The sequence below is a fragment of the Streptomyces sporangiiformans genome, assembly GCF_005768555.2.
GTDB lineage: Bacteria > Actinomycetota > Actinomycetes > Streptomycetales > Streptomycetaceae > Streptomyces > Streptomyces sporangiiformans.
On record NZ_VCHX02000168.1, the window covers coordinates 23,320 to 43,599 of the forward strand.

19 protein-coding genes, 1 tRNA gene and 1 pseudogene are annotated in these 20,280 nt (G+C 71.3%); 9 read left to right on the forward strand and 12 right to left on the reverse strand.

Features of this window, described 5'->3' with window-relative positions; translation table 11 throughout:
- Nucleotides 1-74 precede the first annotated feature (74 nt).
- From FGD71_RS28785 to manD, 7 genes are all read right to left on the reverse strand, one after another.
- Nucleotides 75-1,181, reverse strand: a complete 1,107-nt coding sequence (locus FGD71_RS28785; RefSeq protein WP_119103461.1) for an NAD(P)/FAD-dependent oxidoreductase — start codon at nt 1,179-1,181, stop codon at nt 75-77.
- A gap of 187 nt (nt 1,182-1,368) precedes the next feature.
- Complete coding sequence (locus tag FGD71_RS28790) at nt 1,369-2,139, reverse strand: carbonic anhydrase (RefSeq protein ID WP_181359297.1); 771 nt, start codon at nt 2,137-2,139, stop codon at nt 1,369-1,371.
- Nucleotides 2,140-2,339: 200 nt separating this feature from the next.
- Nucleotides 2,340-3,299: an SMP-30/gluconolactonase/LRE family protein gene (locus FGD71_RS28800; RefSeq protein WP_119103464.1), complete on the reverse strand. Its 960-nt coding sequence runs from the start codon at nt 3,297-3,299 to the stop codon at nt 2,340-2,342.
- Between the two features lie 177 nt (nt 3,300-3,476).
- Entirely contained in the window at nt 3,477-4,535 is a 1,059-nt protein-coding gene (locus FGD71_RS28805) for an L-idonate 5-dehydrogenase (protein ID WP_240436820.1), read from the reverse strand.
- Nucleotides 4,532-5,950 (reverse strand): MFS transporter, encoded by a 1,419-nt coding sequence (locus FGD71_RS28810; protein ID WP_119103465.1) that lies wholly within the window; start codon nt 5,948-5,950, stop codon nt 4,532-4,534. The genes FGD71_RS28805 and FGD71_RS28810 overlap by 4 nt, the downstream gene beginning before the upstream one ends.
- Before the next feature lie 86 nt (nt 5,951-6,036).
- A complete protein-coding gene (locus FGD71_RS28815; protein ID WP_119103466.1) occupies nt 6,037-7,584 on the reverse strand; it encodes a mannitol dehydrogenase family protein in 1,548 nt (515 codons plus the stop codon).
- A gap of 5 nt (nt 7,585-7,589) precedes the next feature.
- A complete protein-coding gene (gene manD, locus FGD71_RS28820; RefSeq protein ID WP_119103467.1) occupies nt 7,590-8,798 on the reverse strand; it encodes a D-mannonate dehydratase ManD in 1,209 nt (402 codons plus the stop codon).
- Between the two features lie 150 nt (nt 8,799-8,948).
- Between manD and FGD71_RS28825 the strand changes: the two genes are divergently transcribed.
- Nucleotides 8,949-9,674, forward strand: a complete 726-nt coding sequence (locus FGD71_RS28825) for a GntR family transcriptional regulator (RefSeq protein ID WP_119103468.1) — start codon at nt 8,949-8,951, stop codon at nt 9,672-9,674.
- Nucleotides 9,675-9,767: 93 nt separating this feature from the next.
- On the forward strand, nt 9,768-10,514 hold the full coding sequence (locus tag FGD71_RS28830) for a TetR/AcrR family transcriptional regulator (RefSeq protein WP_119103469.1): 747 nt from the start codon (nt 9,768-9,770) through the stop codon (nt 10,512-10,514).
- Nucleotides 10,515-10,592: 78 nt separating this feature from the next.
- Here the strand turns inward: FGD71_RS28830 and FGD71_RS28835 are convergent, their stop codons facing one another.
- The 4 genes and pseudogenes from FGD71_RS28835 to FGD71_RS28850 all read right to left on the reverse strand — a co-directional run.
- Nucleotides 10,593-12,437, reverse strand: a complete 1,845-nt coding sequence (locus FGD71_RS28835; RefSeq protein ID WP_119103470.1) for a copper resistance CopC/CopD family protein — start codon at nt 12,435-12,437, stop codon at nt 10,593-10,595.
- 114 nt (nt 12,438-12,551) lie between these two features.
- Nucleotides 12,552-13,355 (reverse strand): SDR family NAD(P)-dependent oxidoreductase, encoded by an 804-nt coding sequence (locus FGD71_RS28840; RefSeq protein ID WP_119103509.1) that lies wholly within the window; start codon nt 13,353-13,355, stop codon nt 12,552-12,554.
- A 56-nt stretch (nt 13,356-13,411) separates the two neighbouring features.
- On the reverse strand, nt 13,412-13,894 hold the full coding sequence (locus tag FGD71_RS28845) for a cupin domain-containing protein (RefSeq protein WP_240436824.1): 483 nt from the start codon (nt 13,892-13,894) through the stop codon (nt 13,412-13,414).
- A gap of 142 nt (nt 13,895-14,036) precedes the next feature.
- A pseudogene (locus tag FGD71_RS28850) lies at nt 14,037-14,660 on the reverse strand (penicillin acylase family protein); the annotation flags it as partial.
- A 111-nt stretch (nt 14,661-14,771) separates the two neighbouring features.
- Here FGD71_RS28850 and FGD71_RS28855 point away from each other — a divergent pair.
- The 4 genes from FGD71_RS28855 (at nt 14,772) to FGD71_RS28870 (ending at nt 17,465) form a co-directional block, all read left to right on the forward strand.
- Nucleotides 14,772-15,392: an HhH-GPD-type base excision DNA repair protein gene (locus FGD71_RS28855; RefSeq protein WP_119103472.1), complete on the forward strand. Its 621-nt coding sequence runs from the start codon at nt 14,772-14,774 to the stop codon at nt 15,390-15,392.
- A 96-nt stretch (nt 15,393-15,488) separates the two neighbouring features.
- Entirely contained in the window at nt 15,489-16,151 is a 663-nt protein-coding gene (locus FGD71_RS28860) for an HdeD family acid-resistance protein (RefSeq protein WP_119103473.1), read from the forward strand.
- Between the two features lie 267 nt (nt 16,152-16,418).
- The gene (locus tag FGD71_RS28865; protein ID WP_003949502.1) at nt 16,419-16,715 is read left to right on the forward strand and encodes a type II toxin-antitoxin system VapB family antitoxin; all 297 of its coding nucleotides are present in this window, start codon (nt 16,419-16,421) and stop codon (nt 16,713-16,715) included.
- A 102-nt stretch (nt 16,716-16,817) separates the two neighbouring features.
- Complete coding sequence (locus FGD71_RS28870; RefSeq protein ID WP_240436821.1) at nt 16,818-17,465, forward strand: LytR C-terminal domain-containing protein; 648 nt, start codon at nt 16,818-16,820, stop codon at nt 17,463-17,465.
- 14 nt (nt 17,466-17,479) lie between these two features.
- On the opposite strand, the gene upp is transcribed toward FGD71_RS28870, so the two are convergent.
- A complete protein-coding gene (gene upp / locus FGD71_RS28875) occupies nt 17,480-18,115 on the reverse strand; it encodes a uracil phosphoribosyltransferase (RefSeq protein WP_119103510.1) in 636 nt (211 codons plus the stop codon).
- A gap of 822 nt (nt 18,116-18,937) precedes the next feature.
- Between upp and FGD71_RS28885 the strand changes: the two genes are divergently transcribed.
- The 3 genes from FGD71_RS28885 to FGD71_RS28895 all read left to right on the forward strand — a co-directional run bounded on the left by FGD71_RS28885 (nt 18,938) and on the right by FGD71_RS28895 (nt 20,150).
- The gene (locus FGD71_RS28885) at nt 18,938-19,480 is read left to right on the forward strand and encodes a tRNA adenosine deaminase-associated protein (RefSeq protein ID WP_119103475.1); all 543 of its coding nucleotides are present in this window, start codon (nt 18,938-18,940) and stop codon (nt 19,478-19,480) included.
- Between the two features lie 47 nt (nt 19,481-19,527).
- Nucleotides 19,528-19,959 (forward strand): tRNA adenosine(34) deaminase TadA, encoded by a 432-nt coding sequence (gene tadA, locus FGD71_RS28890; RefSeq protein WP_119103476.1) that lies wholly within the window; start codon nt 19,528-19,530, stop codon nt 19,957-19,959.
- Nucleotides 19,960-20,065: 106 nt separating this feature from the next.
- A tRNA-Ser gene (locus FGD71_RS28895) sits at nt 20,066-20,150 on the forward strand.
- Nucleotides 20,151-20,280 lie beyond the last annotated feature (130 nt).

Sequence of the window (20,280 nt, forward strand, 5' to 3'; positions counted from 1 at the left end):
TCCCGCACCTTCCGGGGAGTCCCTGTCCCGCCCGGCGACCACCGGGCGGGACGGGGGCTGTGCCGCCGGCGTCCTCAGGCCGCGGTGTAGCCGAGCTGACGCCTGATGTACGGGGTCATGAGGGTCTTCGCCTTGGCGAGGGTGGTGGTGCGGTTGCCGAGGACCGCGGTCTCGCCCCCCGGCACGGGCAGCACCGTCAGTCCGTTGGCCGGGCCGAAGGGCACGATGATCGGGGTGCGGTGGATCGGCCGGTAGAAGCGGGGCTCCTTGCGGTGCTTGCCTGAACTGTGCAGGTACGCGCGGATGTTGTGGGCGGCGAGGTCCGCCTGGGCGATCGCGACGGGTGTGATCTTGAGCTCGGTGACGTCGTTCACGTCGCCGACCGCGAAGACGTCCAGCCGCCCCTCGACCCGGAGCATCCGGTCGACTCTCACGTGCCCGGCACGGTTCAGCCAGTCGCTGTGCCCGGCCAGCCGCAGCCAGAGTGTGTTGGGCGTGGTACCGGTCGCCCAGAAGGAGAGGTCGGCGTCGATGACGCTGCCGCGGGCGTCGCGATAGGTGCCGAAGTCGTTGCCGGGGGACATGAAGGAGTCGAGCCGCACCTCCACGCCGTGGGACTCCAGCCAGGCGCGGGCCTTGTGCCCGGCCCGCGCGCTCCCCGTGTTGTCGAGGAGCGCCGAACCGGAGTGGGCCAGCGTCACCCGGGCGTCCGGCCGTGCCAGGCGGATCTCGGCGCTGAGCTCGACGCCGGAGGGGCCGCCGCCGACGACCAGGACCTGATCGGCAGTGGCGATCTTCTGCTGGTGCGCGGCGAACGACTTGGCCGCCTCCTCGGTGGTGGTGCCGGTGAAGCGGGCCGGTTCGGGGTAGTCGGCGCCGGTGGCGATCACCAACACGTCGTACGGCAGCCGCTCGCCGGTGGCGAGCATCACCTGCCGCTCGGTGGTGTCGATGCGAACCGCTTTGCCCACGGCCACGCGACCATTGCGCAGCAGCCGGTCGTATGGAATGAAGGGGGTGGCCGTCCAATCCGCGTGCACGCCGGCGCGCAGGGAGGCGATGCGATGGAAGAAGACCTCCTTGCGGTCCACTAGCGTGACCCGTGCCATCCCGTCCAGTCGTTTCGCCAGACGGACGCCCGCGTAGCCGCCGCCGATCACTACTACATCGCCGTCACGCACACTCATTCTCCTGTGCCTTGTGGGGGGTGCGAGTGCCGCGGCGGCTGAGCCGCTCCCGGCCTCTCGAATGCCGGGGAGCGTAACGCTTGAAACCTAAAGTTTTAGCCGCGACTTCGTGTGGGTCCTGTGAAGTGACGGCGCGGACAGGCCTCCATGGGCCAGGGGCTTTGCCCGGTCACTCCCGCCGTCAGGCGGAAGGCGCCCCCGTGAGGACCTCCACCTGGCCGGTGTCGAGCGAGTAGTAGGCGCTGACCACGGCCAAGTCACCCTTCTTCACCAGCGGGCCGAGGTCTTGGTTCGCCCGCAGCTCGGCGGAGGTCTGCTTGACGTGGATGCGGATCATCGCGTCGACCGGGTCCTTGGCCTTCTCCTTGACCGTCTCCTCGTACGCCGGCCGCAGGGCGTCGGCGATCGCCTGCAGGTTGCCGGGCAACTCCTTGCCGTCACGCATCGCTTCGTACGCCGCCTTGACGGCGCCGCAGCGCTGATGCCCGAGCACGACGATCAGCGGGGTCCCCGACGTCATGGGCCCGTACTCGACGGAACCGGTGACCACCGGTCCGACCACCTGGCCACCGGTGCGCATCACGAACAGGTCGCCGAGCCCGGTGTCGAAGAGCAGCTCGGGCGGCACCCGGGAGTCGATGCACGAGAGGATCACGCCGAAGGGATTCTGCTCCTCGGCGACGAACTCGCGTCGGCGGGGGTCCCGGTCGGGGTGCTGGAGAGTCCCGTCCACCCACCGCTTGTTGCCGTCCATGAGCCGCGCGAAGGCCGCCCAGGGCGAGTCCGGTCGCGGGCCCGCGGAGGGTGAGGGCGTCTTCGCCGCCCCCGCGGGCGCCGTCTTCTGCGTCTCGGCGCCGTCCGACTTCGACGAACAGCCGGTGAGCAGGGCCGCGGTGGCCGCCAGCCCGCCGGTGAGTATGGCCCTGCGCTGCGGTGGCACAGCACTACGCATGAATCATTCCCCTTCGGTCTCGTGCAGGATTCGCCCGAGGCGTCGAGTGCGACGACTCGCCGGCCCGCTCTCCCGGGGAGAGCGGGTGGTGCCACTGTGGCGAGAGGTCGGTTAGCGCCCGTACAGCGCTGATGAAGCGCGGGAGAAGCGCCGATCCAAAACACGAAGGGGCCATGCGATGTGACGTCGCGTCACATGACTCAGAGAGAGACAGCCACCCCGTTGAACGTGGTGTCGGGTGTCTGAGGGCTGGTGAAGCGGGCGTTGACGAGGTAGAGGCGGTCGCCCCAGCGGGCGACGGTGGTGGGGACGTCGAAGCGGGGGTCGGTGATCGTGCGGCGCAGCGTGGCGGAGCGGACCTCGGCGTCGAGGTCGAACACGCTGATGAGGTTCTGCCGGTTCTGCACGACGTACAGCGTCCGGCCGATACGGAGGAGCCCGTCGCCGAACGCGACATCGTCCGCTCCGTCCAGCGCGATCTCGGTGGCGTGCCCCGTCCGGAGGTCGACGCGGTAGAGCTTGCCCGGCGTGCTGCTGACGACGATCAACCCTCGGCCGTCGGGAGTGGAGACGATGCCGTTCGCGTTGTTCACGTCGGGCGTCTGCACCCAGTCGCCGCCGAGCGGCAGGCCGCGGACCTCGCCCGCGCGCCCGCGCGGTACGCCGTAGAGCACGCTGTCGCGCGAGTCGGTGAACCAGGCGCGGTCGCCGAGCAGGATGACGTCGTTGATGAAGTGCCCCGTCGCCCCGGTCAGTTGGTACGTCGTCACGAGCCGGCCGGTGCGGGAGTCGACGACCCGCGCGGTTCCTCCGCCGCCTCCGGAGATGTAGAGCAGGCCGTCGTGGTCCGCCTTCAGCCCGATGGACGCCGTGCCGGTGACGCCCTCGTGGATGACTCCGCCCTCGCCGGTCCGCAGATCGGTGCGGTAGACGGCGCCGTTGGCCCGCGAGCCCATGTAGGCGTAAGGCTTCCGGCCGATGGTGATCCCCTCGGGGAGGAAACCGTCGGGCAGCGGGAACTCGGTCGGCCAGGTGGCGGCCGAGGCGGAGGAGGCGGCGGCGTTCGCCGTCCCGGCGCCGCCCGCCACGGCGGTGAGCGCGGTGAGGGCGGCACCGCCGAGAACGGTGCGGCGGGACGGCTGGGGGTGGCTCCGGGTCATGGTTCCAGACCTCCGGGACGAGAGTTGGGGGCGGAGCTTTGCGACCTCATTAACCCAGCGAACCGTGAGAACTCCATGAACTTCGCGCGAAGTTGGCCGAGTTCGGCTTCAGGCATCAACTCGTCGGGGAATTCCTCCTGTTGGCTCCGCCTGGGGCGGCCCGCTGTCCGGTCCGGACTACTCCCCGCCGCCGAGCCGTAACAGCACCTTGCTGCTCCCGCTCGCCGGGTCAGCGGCGACGGAGAGGGCCTCGTGCGCCGCCGCGAGGGGGAAGCGATGGGTGATGAGGGGGGACACGTCGAGGCCCTCGCGCATCGCGCGCAGTGCGTCGTCGATCTCCTCGACGAAGCGGTAGGAGCCGATCCAGGTGATCTCCCGGGTCACCAGATCGCCGAGGGCGGCGGAGACGGCCGCCCCGGGCAGGTTGCCGACCTGGACGATCGTGCCGCCTCGCGCGGTGGACCGCAGGACGGGGCCGAGGGCGGCAGGGGCACCTGACGCCTCGAAGGCCACTTCCACGTCCGTGGGCAGGACCTCGCCCGCGGCGATGTCGACCGTCTCGTCCGCGCCCATCGCCCGGGCGACCGCGAGCGACGGCGCCGACAGGTCCGCCGCGATCACCGCCGCCGCCCCGCCGTACTTCGCCGCCGCCACGACCAGCGAACCGATCGGGCCCGCGCCGTTGACCAACACGGTCCTGCCGCGCAGGTCACCGGCCCGGTGCACCGCGTGCATGGCCACGGCCAACGGCTCGGCGAGGGCGCCGTGTTCGGTGCTCACGCCCTCCGGGAGCGGGCGTATCCGGTCCGCGCGGACGACCCGGTACTCGCTGAACCCCCCGTCGGTGTGCGGGTCGAAGGCGGCCGAGCCGAAGTAGCGGACCTCGGGGCAGAGGTTCGTACGGCCGGCTATGCGGTCGGGAAGGCGGCCGTCGCCGACGGGTTCGGCGGGATGGACCGTGGCCGGCTGCCCGGTCTCCAGGCCGCCGGCTCCCGCGCCCACCGCGGCGATGCGACCGGCGACCTCGTGCCCGAGGACCAGGGGGTGCCTGAGGGCGGCCGTCCCGGACGCCCCGTGCTTCCAGTAGGCGACGTCGGAGCCGCAGATCCCGCCCCACTCCATGGCGAGGAGGACCTCGCCCTCCCCCGGTACGGGACAGGGGCGTACGTCGACCCGGACGTCCTTAGGGCCGTGGACGACGACCGCCCGCATGGTGCGGCCCGCCTCCGGTGTCATACCGCGTCCTCCAGCCGGACCAGGTCCCGTCCACGGGTCTCGGGAGCGAGGAGCGCGGAGGCCAGGGTGATCAGCGAGTAGACGACGAGCATCGCGGCGATCGGCCACCAGCTTCCGGTGACGGCGGTGAGCGTCGCCGCGAGGACCGGGCCGATCGCCGTGGCGAGGATGCCGCCGATCTCTTTGGCCAGCGCCAGCTGGGTGAAGCGGGTCCGGGAGCCGAACAGCTCGGCCATCGCGACGCTCTCCAGCGAGAACAGGCCCAGGACACCGATGTTGAGGCCGAGGACCATACCGAGCGTCAGCGCGAACGTGCTGTCGGACGTGACGAGCAGCATCATCGGGAAGGCGAAGGCGATGGTCAGCAGGGAGAGGCCGATGTACATCGGACGGCGGCCGAAACGGTCGCCGAGCAGGCCGATGAGGGGCACGGTGGCGAAACCCAGCAAGGAGCCGTACACGATGGCGCTGGTCGGGACGGACTTCTCGGCGTCCAGCGTGGAGGCGATGTAACCGACGAGGAAGGTCTGGATCAGGCCCGAGTTGCCGGCCTGACCGAACCGCAGCCCGAGGGCGAGGAAGAACGCCTTGCCCTTGCGCTGCCGGATCCCGGCCTCCAGAACGCTCTCGCGCTTCTCGTCGGCCTTCTCCTGGGACTTCTGGACCGGCGTCCCCTCGATGACCTGCTCGATCTCGGTACGGGTCATCGCGACCCCGTCCACGACGTCGGCCCGCTCCTCGAAGACGGGGCTCTCCTTGAGGTTCCGGCGCAGCCAGACCGCGAAGAGCATGAGCAGGAAGCTCAGCAGGAACGGCAGACGCCATCCCCAGGCGAGCAGCTGCTCGTCGCTGAGGGTGGCGAGCAGGATCGCCCACAGGCCGGACGCGGCCAGCGTGCCGGAGTTGGTGCCGAGCGACACCAGCGAGGAGATCAGGCCGCGGCGGGGGACGGGGGCGTACTCGGCGAGCATGACGGTGGCCCCGGCGATCTCAGCGCCGGCGCCGAAGCCCTGGATGAGACGGAGCACGACCAGCAGCACCGGGGCGAGGATGCCGATCGTCGCGTACGTCGGCAGGACGCCGATCAGCGTGGTCGACGCGCCCATCAGCAGGATCGTCAGGAACAGCACCTTCTTGCGGCCGATGCGGTCACCCATCCGCCCGAAGTAGACGGCGCCGGCGAGCCGGGCGACGTATCCGACGCCGTACGTCGCCATCGCGGCGATCAGCCCGATCGCCGGGCTGACGTCGGGGAAGAAGATCTTGTTGAAGACGATGGCCGCGGCCAGGGAGTACAGCTGGAAGTCCATGAACTCCATCGCCGTACCGAGCCAGCCGGAGGCGGCTGCCCTGGTGAGGTCGCGTGTCGTCCTCCTCACGGCGGTCTCTGGCTCCGCCGTCCTGCTGTCCGACATGGTGAACTCCGTTGTTCGGGGCGGTACTTGGGGAGGGGGATGTGGGGATGTGGGATGCGGGGAGGTGAGCTGGGGAGGTGGGGACGTCAGATCTCGATGCGGCCGGCCCGCAGGGCGGGCAGCCGCGCGGCGACGGCGGTGACGAGCGTGCCGTCCTCCGCCAGATCAGCGGCGCCGAGGACACGGAGCAGACGTCGCACCGTGGCCTTGGAGTCTCCGGCCTTGGAGTCTTCGCCCTTGGCGTCTTCGCCCTCGGGGCCTTCCGGTAACCGGCCCCAGCAGGAGGCGAGTTCGGTGGCGGCAGGGTCGGTCGTGCCGAACAGCTGGCCGCCGTCCGCTGCGGGGCGGGTCGCGTTCGCCCAGGCCGCGAGGGCCAGTTCGAGCACCGGAGCCGACGCGGCGGCCGCGCGCAGCGAGCGGAGTGCGTCGAGCCACCGTTCCGGCACCTTCAGGGAACCGTCGCAGCCGATCTGCCGGAGCAGGTGCCGCATGCCGGGGTTGGCGAACCGCTCGACCAGGTCGCCCGCGTACGCCGCCGGGTCCGGGCCGCCCGGCGGCAGGGTCGGCGCGACCTCGGCGCACAGCGCTTCGACCAGCCGCTCGCCCCAGCCAGCCGCCATGGTGTCGGCGATGGTCGTACAACCGGCCGCGACGCCGAGGTAGGCCAGGGCCGAGTGGGAGCCGTTGAGCATCCGCAGCTTGGTGAGCTGGTACGGCACGACGTCGGGGACGAACAGGGCGCCGTCGAGCTCCCACCGGGGGCGCGGTCCGGCGAAGGAGTCCTCCAGGACCCAACTCCGGTACGGCTCCCCGACGACCGGCATCCGGTCGCGTACGCCGAGCGCGGTGTGAGCCGCCGCCCGGTCGGCCTCGGTGGTCGCGGGCACGATGCGGTCGACGACCGTCGCGGGGAAGGCGACGGAGTCGGTCATCCAGTCGAGCACCGCTTGGCGGTCGGGCCAGGACGAGGCCGCCACGAAGCCGCGGACGACCGTCTCGAGCGCGGCGCCGTTGGCCGCCATGTTGTCGCAGGACACGACGGTGAGCGGGGCGCCGCCGGAGCGCATCCGCGCGGCGAGCCCGGCGGCGATCCGCCCGATCACCGTGACGGTGCTTCCGGCGTCGCCGCTCCCGCCGGAGGAGCTCCCGCAGGCGGCGAGGTCCGCGGCGATCCCCGGTGCCGTGAGGTCCAGCCGTCCGGTGTCGGGGCGGCGGTGGTAGCCCTTCTCCGTGATCGTCAGGGTCAGCACCGTGACGTCGGGAGAGGCGAGGAGTGCGTCGACGCGCGCGGTGTCCGGGCCCAGCCCCAGGGCCTCGACGACCGACCCGACCGCGCGGGTGACCGTGCCCGCGGGGCGGCGCTCGGTCAGCGAGTAGAGGCAGTCCTGGGCGCGCAGGGCGGTGACCGCGTCGACGGAGCGCGGGGCGACGGCGGCGATGCCCCACGGCTCGCCGGAGCGGGCGGCGGCGTGCTCGGTGTAGACGGCCTGGTGTGCGCGGTGGAAGGCGCCGAGGCCGAAGTGGACGACGCGGGGCCGCAGTTCACGGGGGTCGACGGCCGGGCGCCGCTCCGCCGCGAGTCCGCCGAGCGCCGCGAGGTTCAACCAGGGCGGAGGCGTCGAAGTGTCGGTCACGGCGCTCACCAGTCGTGCACCGAGCCGTCGAGCCGCCTCGCCACGGGCAGATAGCGGGGCTCGTAGGGGAAGCGCTCGGCCGCCTTCTCGTCGTACTCGACCCCGAGGCCCGGCTCCTCGCAGGGGTGCAGCATGCCGTCGGCGAAGGTCACCCCGCTGCGGAAGACCTCCGCCGTCTCGTCGACGTGCCCCATGTACTCCTGGATGCCGAAGTTGGGGACCGCGATGTCGATGTGCACGGCGGCGGCGAGGCTGACCGGCGAGAGGTCCGTCGCGCCGTGCGAGCCGGTGCGGACCTGGTAGAGGGCGGCCAGGTCGAAGATCCGGCGCAGATGCGTGATCCCTCCGGCGTGCACGACGGTGGTGCGTACGTAGTCGATGAGCTGCTCGGTGATCAGGTGCTGCACGTCCCAGATCGAGGTCAGCACCTCTCCGACGGCGAGAGGTGTCGTCGTGTGCTGCCGGATCAGCCGGAACGCCTCCTGGTTCTCGGCGGGCGTCGGGTCCTCCATCCAGAACAGCTGGGCGTCCTCGACCCGCTTGCCGAAGCGGGCGGCCTCGATCGGGGTGAGCCGGTGGTGCACGTCGTGCAGGAGGTGGAAGCCGAAGCCGAAGCGCTCGCGGACCGCGTCGAGATAGGTCGGCGCGAACCTGAGGTACGCCTCGGTGTCCCAGGGCTGCTCGTCGGGCAGCGTGCTCGCGGCCGGCTCGTAGACCGTGCCCTTGCGCACGCCGTAGGTACCGCCCACGTCCGGGACGGCGGCCTGGGCGCGCACGGCCTTGTAGCCCAGGTCGAGGTAGCGCTGGACGTCGTCGAGCAGGGAGGGGACGTCGGTGCCGCTGGCGTGCGAGTAGACCATCACGCCGTCGCGCGAGCGGCCGCCGAGCAGCTGGTAGACGGGCAGGCCCGCGACCTTGCCCTTGATGTCCCACAGGGCCGTGTCGACGGCGGAGATCGCGGTCATGGTGACCGGACCGCGCCGCCAGTACGCGCCCTTGTAGAGGTACTGCCACATGTCCTCGATACGCGCCGGGTCCTTGCCGATCAGCAGGGGCACGAGGTGGTCTTGGAGGTAGGAGGCGACGGCGAGCTCACGGCCGTTGAGTGTGGCGTCGCCGAGTCCGGTCACCCCGTCCGAGGTCGTGATGCGCAGGGTGACGAAGGTGCGCCCCGGGGAGGCGACGAACACCTCGGCTCGCTCGATCGTGCTCACAGATCCCACTCCTCGGCGGCCACCCGCTCGCCGCGATTGGTCCGGCTACTGGTCTATCAGTACTGGTATACAAGCAGCGGTCGGGCAGAGTTGCAATACCTGCGTCAGCAGTGGGCAACGGTCTGTACGGGCCCCCGATACGATGAGTCCATGGCTCGATCGAACCGGCAGCCGAGCCGGGAGCGGACCAGTCGCACCACCGTCTACGAGACGCTGCGGCAGAAGGTCCTCACGCTGGAACTGCCCCCGGGCGCAGCCCTGTCCGAGAACGAGCTCGCGGCATCTCTCGGTGTGAGCCGCACACCGGTCAGGGAGAGCCTGATCCTGCTGTCCCAGGAGGGCCTGGTCCAGGTCTTTCCACAGGTCGGCTCCTTCGTCTCACGCGTCGACCCGGCCAAGGTCGCCGACGCGCAGTTCATCCGCGAGGCCGTGGAGCTGGCCTCCCTGGAGGACCTTCCCGCCGACCTCGCCCCCGACCTGGTCCAGGATCTGCGGGCCAATCTGGAGGAGCAGCGCCGTCCCGACCTGGGCCTGGAGGAGTTCTTCGCGCTCGACGAGGCCTTCCACCAGGGGCTTCTGCGCCTGAGCGGACACGGGAACGCGTGGGCGACCGTGGTCGCGGCGAAGGGCCACCTCGACCGGGCCCGTCGCCTCGGCCTCTACGAGAACGCCTCGCCGGCCCGCTTCGCCGCCCAGCACGCGGAGATCTTCGACGCGGTGCTCGGCGGGAACGCCGCATCGGCCCGCACGGCCATGCGCACCCATCTGCGCGCGGTGTTCGACGACGTCGAGCGCATCCGGGCGCGCTCACCGGAACTCTTCGCCACGAACTCCCAGACGGTGCCGGTGCGGCGGAACGTCGTGGTCTGGGAGTAGTGGTCTGGGAGTAGTGGTCGGGGAAACAGTGGCCGGGGAGCAGGCGCGGAGCCATCGCCGAGAGTCAGACGCCGCAATCGAAGAGGACACCGCATGACACCCGACAAGCAGGCCTTCCCCTCCGTCTGGACCCGGCCCCGCAAAGAGCGGCGGGAGCAGCCCGTGCTGAGTCGGGGTCAGATCGTGAAGGCCGCCTTGGAGTTGCTGGACGCGGAGGGGCTCGAGGCCCTGAGTATGCGGAAGTTGGGGGCTCGGCTGAACGCGGGAGCCACCTCCATGTACTCGCACGTGGCCAACAAGGACGAACTGATCGAGCTCGTCGTGGACGAGGTCTTCGGGGAGATCGAGATTCCGGGCGAGGGCGAGTCCGTGGAGTGGCGGGCGGCCGTCCGGCGGTGTGCCCGGAGTCTGCGGGCCGCTTTCCTGCGGCATCCATGGGTGGCCTCCGTGCTCGGCGAGGCCGGACTGGCCTATCTGGGACCGAACATGATGCGGTTCTCCGACGCCATGCTCGGTGTGTTCGAGGACGCGGGCTTCAGCCTGGAACAGGCCGATCAGGCGGTGACCACCGTCGGCGCGTACACGATGGGCGTCGCCATCACCGAGGCCGCCTGGCTCACCACGGTCAACCGCAGCGGACAGAGCGAACAGGAGTGGATGGAGCGGCTGCTGCCGGCGGCCGAGGAGGCCGCACGCGACGCGTATCCGCGACTCCAGAGGCTGTACGCCGCCCAGCGTGAACGCGCGGCGAAGGGCGGCGCCCTGGACGACAGCTTCGACGACGGGCTGGCGTCCGTTCTCGACGGGCTGGAAGCCCGGCTGAAGGCCGGGGGCGCCTGAGCCCAGCAGCCCCCGCTCGGGTGCCCGCCCAACTGCCCCGCCCAACTGCCCCGCTCGGGTGCCTGCTCGGGTGCCCGCTCAGGGGGCGATCTTCACCGTTTTCGACTCGGTCACCTGGTCGATGTCCGTCGTGCGGACGGTGACCTTCATCGTCCAGGTGCCGGGGAGCGGGAGATTGAGGGAGTCCGTGCCCCAATAGCCGCCCTGGTCGGTGAGTTCGGCGTCGATCGGGCCGATCTTCTGGGAGGGCAAGGTGAAGGTGAGGCGGATTTCGGGGACCGTGGAGACACCTCCGTCGGCCGCCATGACCAGCGCCTCGATCCTGTTCTCGCCCACACGGCCCGGCTCCAGCACGATCTGGACCTTTCCGCGGCCGCCCGGGGTACCGACGTCGAAGGGAACCACGGTCGTTGACGTCACGGGCGGGTCGGCGGCCGCCGTGGCGTCCGTCCGCGTCTCGGTGGCCGCCCGGCCCGGCTCGGTGCCGGTCAGGACCGTCGTGATCACCAACACCAGGACGCCCACGACGACTTCGGTCAGCACCGAGCGGCGCAGCTCCTGACGGCGGGCCGGCGTCTCAGGGCCGCCGCTGGACTCATGGGACTCGTCGGGCTCATGGGAATCGTCCGGCTCCTCGGCATCGCCCGTACCCCCCGGACCGGCCCCGGCCGAGGCCGCTGCCCCGACCGTCTCCAACTCACGTACCCGCGGCTGCGTTTCCGCACCCAGCCCCAGTCGTCCGGTCGTCCATTGCCGCGAGTACGCCGCCGCCCCCAGCAACAGCACCACCACAACCACCTTGGCGACCAGGAGCCGGCCGTACTGCGTACCGGCCAGCGCGCCCCAGGAGCCGAGGCCACGCCAGGACTGGTAGACACCCGTGGCCACCAGCACCGCCACCGAGGTGAACGCCAGTCGGGAGAAGCGGGCCACCGGGGCTGCCAGGAGCGGGATCTCGGGGCGGTGAAGGGTGATGAGCAGTGCGGCGAGGCCCCCCAGCCAGACCGCCATCGCCAGCAGGTGCAGTACGGAGGAGGTCATCGCCACGGGGACCTGGATCCCCGCGGACGCGTGCTCGGCGGCGGCCCAGGTACCCGCCAGGGCCACGGCGAGGAGAGCGCCCGACACGAGGACGGCGGGCTTCGGACGCTCCTGCGGCCGATGCTCGCTCCTGCCCAGTCGTACGAGGAAGACCGTCACCGCGCCGAGCAGGATCAGCCTCGCCAGCAGCGCCCAACCGGGCCTGCTGTCCATCGTGTTCTGCAGGAGGGAGGGGTCGAAGGCGGATGTGGGGCCGGTTCCGCGGGCGTACGGGCCGCGCAGGAACAGCAGGGCCACGGTGGACGCGAGCAGCGTCCAGCAGCCGATGCGGAAGGGTTTCCGCAGCGGTTCGGCGGAGGGCGGCCGACAGGCGAGCAGGAAGGTGGCCGCGCCGATGAGCAGGGCCGCGGCGGCGTACGCGGCGTACCGGGCGATGCCGTAGAGCACGCCCGTGGCGGGGTTCACCGCGGGCCCGACCGGCACCGCGGCGGTCGCGGAGGGCTTGCCGACGGAGAAGGTGAAGGCGCCCGCGATGGGGTGGCTGTCCGCCGAGACCACGCGCCAGGCCACGGTGAACGTGCCGTCGGGCAGGTCGTCGCGGAGCCGTACGCGCGCGGTGTCGGAGCGGCCGGCCGCGTGGGCCGCTTCGCCCACGCTCACGTCGCGGTTCTCGGGGTCCAGGACCCGGATCGAGTCGTCGGAGAGGCCGACCGACTCGGTGAAGGTCAAAGTGACCTGCTTCGGGGCGGTCTTGACGACCGAATCCTCACGGGGGTCGGTGTCGCGCAGGGCGGAGTGCGCGGACGCGGTTCCGGCGCCGCCGAGCAGGAACAGGGTGCCCAGCAGCACGACGAGGGCCACTGCCCGGCGCGGCGCCGACATCCGCGGTATTCGGCCCACGTCGCGTCTCCGTTCTCCGTCGTCGTGCTCTGTCCTCTTGATACGGATGTACACGGCACCTTGCTCAGCACCACGCACGTGAGGGCGAGTTCCCTCTCACCAGGTCGGTCGCGCCGACACCCCGCCGTCCACGACCAGGTCGTGTCCCGTGATCCACGAGGCCATGGGTGAGGCGAGGAACACACAGGCGTCACCGACGTCCTCCGGGCGCCCCAGGCGGCCGGTGGGTACGGCCCGTTGCCAGCGCCGTACGCCGTCCGGCCACGCCTCAGCCAGGCCGGCGCGGTCGATCAAACCCGGCGAGACGGTGTTGACGCGGATCCCGTACGGACCGTACTCCAGGGCCGCCGACCGTGCGTGCATGACGACGGCCGCCTTGGACGCGCAGTAGTGGGCGTGCAGCGGCGCGGGGTGCGTGGCCTCGATGGAGGCGATGTGGGTGATGCTCCCACCGTTGCCGCCCCCGCTGCCGCCGCCATCGCCACCGTCGCTCCGCCGCATCACCTCCGCGGCCGCCTGCGTACACGCGAAGACGCTCGACAGGTTCGCGTCGACCACGGCCCGCCAGTCGGACACGGTCATCCCGGGCAGCTCCTGGGTCGGTTGTACGCCCGCGTTGTCCACCAGCGCCGTCAGAGTGCCGCCGCCCCAGTCGGCCGCTTCGCGCACCAGGCGGTGGCACTCGGCCTCGACGGTCAGGTCGGCGTACAGGGCGACCGCGCTGCCGCCCAGGTCCTCGACGAGACCGACCACTTCGTGCGCCCCGTCCGCGTCCGTGCGGTAGTGAACGGCCACCGCCGCCCCCGCCTGTGCGAACCGCAGTGCGATCCCCCGCCCGAGGCCGCCCGAGGCCCCGGTCACCAGCGCCACCTGCCCCGCGAGCAACCCGCTCACGCTCACGACCGGCCGCGTCTCGACCGGCCCGGCCTCGTCCCGCCCGGCCTCGTCCCGCCCGGTCACGGCCGGCTCAGCGCGGCGATCCGCGCGGCCTCCGCCGGGTAGCGGGCCGTCAACTCGGCGGCGTCCCCGTGCTCGTAACCGCCGTAGGTGAAGCCCGGCGCCATCGTGCAGCCGAAGAACGACCAGGCCCCGCCCGGGACGACATGCGCCCCCATCCAAGTGCCCGCGGGCACGGTGTACTGCACGTGCTGCCGCCCGTCGAGCACATCGGGGCCCAGCACGACCGTGCGGGACGTACCGTCCGGGGCCAGCAGCAGCATCTCCAGCGGATCACCCAGGTAGAAGTGCCACACCTCGTCGGCCGGGAGCCGGTGCAGCGCCGAGAAGTCGCCGGGCTCCGAGGTCAGGAGCGCGACGATCGCCGTTCCCTCGGGGCGGCCGTCGGGGCGTTCGGGGCCCTCCCAGGTCCGGCGGAAGCGCCCGCCCTCCCGGGGGATCGGCTCCAACTGATAGCGAGCGACCAGGGCTTCTGGAGTGATGTCTTGGACCACCCACCGACCATGCCCCACGAGGGCCCGCCGACGCATCCCGAAGGAGCCCAGTGACCTGAGAGCGCCCCGTCAGGGGCACGAGGAACGGAGAAAGGCAAGTCGCTGCCCTCCCGGCAGCCGGGATCGCCACGCGGTGGGGGTCGCCCGCGATGACCGGCTGTCCGGTGGCGGTGCGCTTGCCGGAGACGAGCCAGCCGTTGCTGCCGGAGGTGCCGGGCCCGTCGGCGGCGAACAGCCCGACCGCCTCCGCGCCCAGTCGCCGTGCGACCTCCTCGCGCCACAGCTTGGCGGGGAAGCCGGCGAACAGGATGTGCGTGGCGAGCCAGACCGCCAGGGGTGTCCACGGCTCCCAGCGGCCCGGCGCGAGACCGGTCGCCGCGAACTCGGGGGCGCGGCTGCGAGAACCGCGACCGGGAGAACGGCGGCCGGGGGAGCGGCGTGCCTCCTCGGCCAGGCCCTCGTTGACCCCGTCGACATACGCCCGGACCCAGGCGGCCGTCTCGGGGTCGCGTCCCTCCAGGGCCGCGGAACACCGTCGCGCGGTGTCGTCGAGCCGCGCCTGTCGCGCGAACCGGTCCCAGGCGAGGGCGTCGGCGCCGGGGAACGCGGCCGAGGTGCCCTGCGACCTGTGCCGCTCGATCTCGATCTGCCAGGCGCGGTCGACCGCGGCGTTGCGGCCCTGCGCGAAGGCGAGTTCGCGCGCGCTCCCCGCCCGCAGATGCGGAATCCCCCAGGCGTCGCGACGGGTTTCCATGACCCCTCCACTCATTGGGTTAGGCGAGCCTAACCTTCACGGGCGGTGGGCTGGGACGACGGACCGGGACCCGGGCGGGCGTGCGCGGGCGTCCGGGGCGATCATCGGTGTATGGACGTGACCCTTCACCTCGCTCAGCAGCCCGATGCCGATGAACTCCTCGGGCGCAGTCCGCTCGCCGCGCTGGTCGGAATGCTGCTGGACCAGCAGGTTCCGATGGAGTGGGCGTTCGCGGGCCCGTACACGATCGCCCAGCGGATGAGCGCGGACGATCTCGACGCGCACGAGATCGCGGCGTACGACCCCGAAGCCTTCACCGCGATCCTCTCCACCAAGCCGGCTGTGCACCGCTACCCGGGCTCCATGGCCAACCGGATCCAGCAGCTGTGCCAGTACCTCGTCGAGCACTACGACGGAAACGCGGCCGCGCTCTGGGAGGACGCGGCGAACGGCGCGGAACTCCTCAAACGCCTCAATGCCCTCCCCGGCTTCGGCACCCAGAAGTCCCAGATCTTCCTCGCCCTCCTGGGAAAGCAACTCGGCGTGCGGCCGGAGGGCTGGCGCGAGGCGGCCGGCCCGTACGGCGATCCGCAGTCGTTCCGCTCGGTCGCGGACATCACCGGGCCCGAGTCCCTGGCGAAGGTCAGGGCGCACAAACAGGAGATGAAGGCGGCCGCGAAGGCGGCGAAGACCGCCAAGGCCACGAAGGCCACGAAGGCCTCCGGGACATAGCGGGAGCCAGAGGGCGCGCGACGCTCCGTCACGCCGCTTTCAGTCGCGTGGCCCACCCCAGTGGCAGGGCCGCCGCGCCCGGTCGGAGCATGGGGCATGGCCGAGGTACCGAGTGGGTCCCCGTGGGGGTCGGAGTTCGACGACCGACGGGTCCACGCCACGCGGGCCACCCACCGGCCCGACGGACCCATGGGTCCGCAAGGACCTCTGCACCGTCTCGCGCGGAGCGCCTGGCAGGCGGTGCTGGGGGCCGGCATCGCGGCCCTCGCACTGGGCATCGTGGCACTGGCCTGGCCGGAGGCGACGCTGCTCGCGGCGGGCGTGCTGTTCGGGCTCTATCTGCTCTTCAGCGGCGTCCTGCAGCTGGTCTCCGCCTTCGGTACGCACGCGACGGCGTCCCTGCGCGTCATGGCTTTCATCAGTGGCTCGTTGTCGATTCTGCTGGGCCTGTTCTGCTTCCGCGGGGCGATGCGGTCGATCCTGCTGCTGGCGCTGTGGATCGGCATCGGCTGGCTCTTCCGCGGCGTCACACAGATCCTGGCGGCCGCGTCCGACCCCGCCATGCCCGCCCGCGCCTGGCAGATCCTTCTCGGTGTCATCAGCTTCTTCGCCGGCGTCGTCCTGGTCGTGTCGCCCTTCGAGTCGATCGAGGTCCTGACCGTCGTCGGCGGCTGCTGGCTCCTCGCCCTGGGGATCACGGAGATCATCACGGCCGTACGCATGCGCGAACGCGCGCGATACGTCCCGCGATCCTTCTGACGCCCACCACCGGGGCCTGCCGGCGACGCGCCCGGAGGCGAATCCCCCGGCATATCGGTCCCTGATCCGGCCCTCATGCCGGTCATTTCAGCCTCTTCTCCCGTTTTGCCCGGCACTGGCGCGCCCCCCGAGTGCGCCCGGGCACGCCCGATCGCGTCCAGGCGAGCTCGAAGAATGAACCATGTGGCCTGATTTACAACGAATTTCCGAGGTCGCACTACGCCGCCATGGCTGCGCCCGGAAGGTCATGACCGGTAGGCTTTCCGTGTGATCTTCAAGCGCATCGGAAACGGCCGGCCGTACCCCGACCACGGCCGGGAAAGCACCCGGCAGTGGGCGGACGTCGCGCCGCGCCCGGTCCGCCTCGATCAGCTCGTGACGACCAAGGGGCAGCTCGACCTCGAAACGCTGCTCGCCGAGGACTCCACGTTCTACGGCGACCTCTTCGCGCACGTGGTGAAGTGGCGGGGCGACCTGTATCTGGAGGACGGCCTGCACAGAGCCGTCCGCGCCGCGCTCCAGCAGCGCCAGGTGCTGCACGCCCGCGTCCTCGAACTCGACTGACTGACGGGCACTCACTCCCGCGTTGACCCTTTCGGGTTGGACTGAGCGCCGGGCAATGATCATCTAGTAGGAATCATCGCCCTGGCGCACTACGCTGCGCTCATGAGCATGCTGACTCCCCCTGGCATGGGCGGCAAGTACAAGATCACGGGGGACAAGTACCCACGGATGCGCCAAAACCGGGGGCGCCGCAGGCTCGCCCTCGCGGTCGTGGCCTCCGTCGCCGTGCTCGGCCTGCTCGGCTGGGGCACGCTGCAGCTCATCGACGTGTTCACGGGCGGCGCCAAGGCCGGCGCCGCGGACACGGCGGCGGACTGCAAGGCCTCCCCGTCCCCGTCCGCCTCCGCGACGCAACCGGTCAAGGCCCTGCCCAAGCCCGGCCAGATCACCGTCAACGTCCTCAACGCCACGCCGCGCAGCGGCCTCGCCAAGTCCACCGCGGACGAGCTCAAGAAGCGCGGCTTCAAGATCGGCGAGGTGGGCAACGCGACGAAGGAGTACGACAAGAAGGTCAAGGGCCCCGGACTGCTGCTCGGCGCCAAGGCGGCCGCCGAGACCGCGCTGCCCGTACTCGCCACCCAGCTGGCCGGCGCCGAGCTGAAGACCGACGCCCGTACGAAGCCCGCCGAGGTCGACCTCGTCCTCGGCACCGGCTTCAAGAAGCTGGCAAAGAAAGAGGACGCCGACAAGGCCCTGACCACCCTGGCCAAGCCGGCGCCGGCACCCTCACAGACGAAGAAGGGCTGCTAGGGCCTGGCGAGCCGCTACTCGGCAGCCCCGTACAAACGGTCCCCCGCGTCTCCGAGGCCCGGCACGATGTAACCGTTGTCGTTGAGCCGCTGGTCGACGGACGCCGTCACGACCGTCACCGGTGTGCCCGCGAGCTCGCGCTCCATGACCTCGACACCCTCGGGGGCCGCCAGCAGCACCACGGCCGTGACGTCGTCGGCACCGCGCTTGATCAGCTCCTGGATCGCCGCGACGAGGGTGCCGCCCGTGGCGAGCATCGGGTCGAGTACGTACACCTGGCGGCCGGAGAGATCCTCGGGCATGCGCGTCGCGTACGTGGACGCCTCGAGCGTCTCCTCGTTGCGGATCATGCCCAGGAAGCCCACCTCGGCGGTCGGCAGCAGGCGCATCATGCCGTCGAGCATGCCCAGGCCCGCCCGCAGGATCGGTACGACGAGAGGGCGCGGGTGGGACAGCTTGACGCCCGTGGTCCCGGACACCGGGGTCACGATGTCGACCTGCTCGGTGCGCACGTCGCGGGTCGCCTCGTAGGCGAGCAGGGTGACCAGTTCGTCGGCGAGCCGCCGGAAGGTCGGGGAGTCGGTGCGCTGGTCGCGCAGCGTGGTGAGCTTATGAGCGACCAGGGGGTGGTCGACGACGTGGAGACGCATGCGCACCAGGGTATCCGGGGCCCCGGCCGCCCACACCGCCCGTGCGGGACGGGCTTCGCCCCACACCCGGCAAACCCGACTCTGGCATCAAACCACCCGTCAGAGGGAAGGTGGGAGGGACGGACTGGGGTGGTGGTCTATGGGGAACCGCGAACAGGATCTGCGACGGGACCTGAAGACGGACGTGCCTCCCCGGCGGGGAACCGCGGGCCGGGCCACGCCTGCACAGACCGCCGCCGGACGCCCTCCGACGGAAACGGCTGCCGGAGGCCGGTCAGGCCGCTCACCGCAGCGAGCCGTCGACGGCCCTCCGTCGTCCCCGTCGCCCCCGCCGCCCCCGCCGCCCCCGCCGGAGAATGACGTCGAACGTCGTCGGCGGCGGGCCCAGTTCCTGCGGGATCTCGCGGAGGCGCGCGAACTGCGCGACCGGGTGCAGCCGCGCCGCGCCAAGGCGGCCCGGTTACGCCACGCCCTGCGCATGCGCACGTTCCGCTGGTAGCGGGGCCTGCGCCGAACGGCCACTGGAGGGGCGTAGGGGCCGGTGCCGGACAGCCGTGTGCGCGGCGGAGCCGTCCTCGGCGTACGATCCCGCTGATGGCGGGCGCCGAGCGCCCTGGTGAGGTACTACGGCGACGTGACACACATCCCCGCTCGTGCGGGTTGTGAGGACGCGAGCGGGACACAGCGAGCCGAAGACCTCTCCTGAACGCTCTGTTTCTGCCACGATTCCGAGTGGGCGGGGCTCGGAGCAGCCCTCCCCGCCCGCAACCTCCGCCGGGGGGACCCCCAACCGGCACGCCTATGACCAGTGGGAGAGTCACGGTGTACTTCGCCGCACTGCTCGCGCGCACCGAAGACGGGTGGGAAGCGAGCGACACAGAGCTCGACGATGTGGAGACCCTGTCGGATCTGGCCGACCTGGCCCGCGAGGCCTCGGCCGACGAGGACACGGTTCTCGTACTCATCGAGCAGGAGGACGCGTGGTTCGGCGTCGTCCGCGTGGACGGCGAGGAGGACCCTCGTATCTACGTCTCGGACGCCGCTGCCGCTGCCCGCAGCTCGTATGGCGAGATCCTGCTCACGGACGAACTGCTCGGAAGGGAGCCCGACGACGACGTCGCCGACCTGGACTCCCTCGACCTCGACGGCACGGAGGACGGTGAACCCGAGAACGACGACGCCGACGACGAGGACGGCGGCGCCACCGCGGGCGACGCCGTGCCGTCCGGACCCATCGGAGACCGCGAGGTTCTCGTCGACCTCGGCGTGACCGAGAAGGAACTGCTGGCCCTGGACAGCACCGACGCGCTCAATGAGATCGCCGAGGTCCTGGGCGCGGCGGAGGTCCTGGAGACCGTCCGCTGAGCACTCAGGAACAGCGGGATCCCGTACGCGACCGCTGGCGGGCGGCGATGCGGCTCGCCCTGGACGAGGCCTCACTGGCCGTCCGGGGCGGGGACGTCCCCGTCGGCGCCGTCATGCTGTCCCCGGACGGGACGACGGCGCTCGCCACGGGCCACAACGAACGCGAGGCGACCGGCGATCCCACGGCGCACGCCGAGGTGCTCGCCCTGCGCCGGGCCGCCGCGGAACTCGGATCGTGGCGGCTCACGGGGTGCACACTCGTCGTCACGCTGGAGCCCTGCACGATGTGTGCGGGCGCGATCGTGCAGTCGCGCGTGGACCGCCTCGTCTACGGCGCCCGCGACGAGAAAGCCGGCGCGGCGGGTTCCCTCTGGGACGTCGTACGCGACCGGCGCCTCAACCACCGCCCCGAAGTGATCGGCGGCGTACTCGACGAGGAGTGCGCCCGGTTGCTCACGGACTTCTTCCAGAGCCGCTGAACCGCAGACCGCCGAACCACGACGGCGGAGGTGGGCCTCTGACCGCTGAACCGTCGGCCGAATACGGATTTCAGACCACGGCCCATCGTGGGCTAGGATCTCTCCCGGTAGCGTGTCCGAGCGGCCGAAGGAGCTCGCCTCGAAAGCGAGTGTGGCGCAAGTCACCGAGGGTTCAAATCCCTCCGCTACCGCTTCAGAAGGGCCCCGTCGACAGACGGGGCCCTTCATGCGTTCCCCTCGGCGACCGGGCCGTCGCTCACAGGATCGATGGGGGCACAAGTGGCCGAGATACACTCACCGCCGGCAACAGGATCCCAGTAG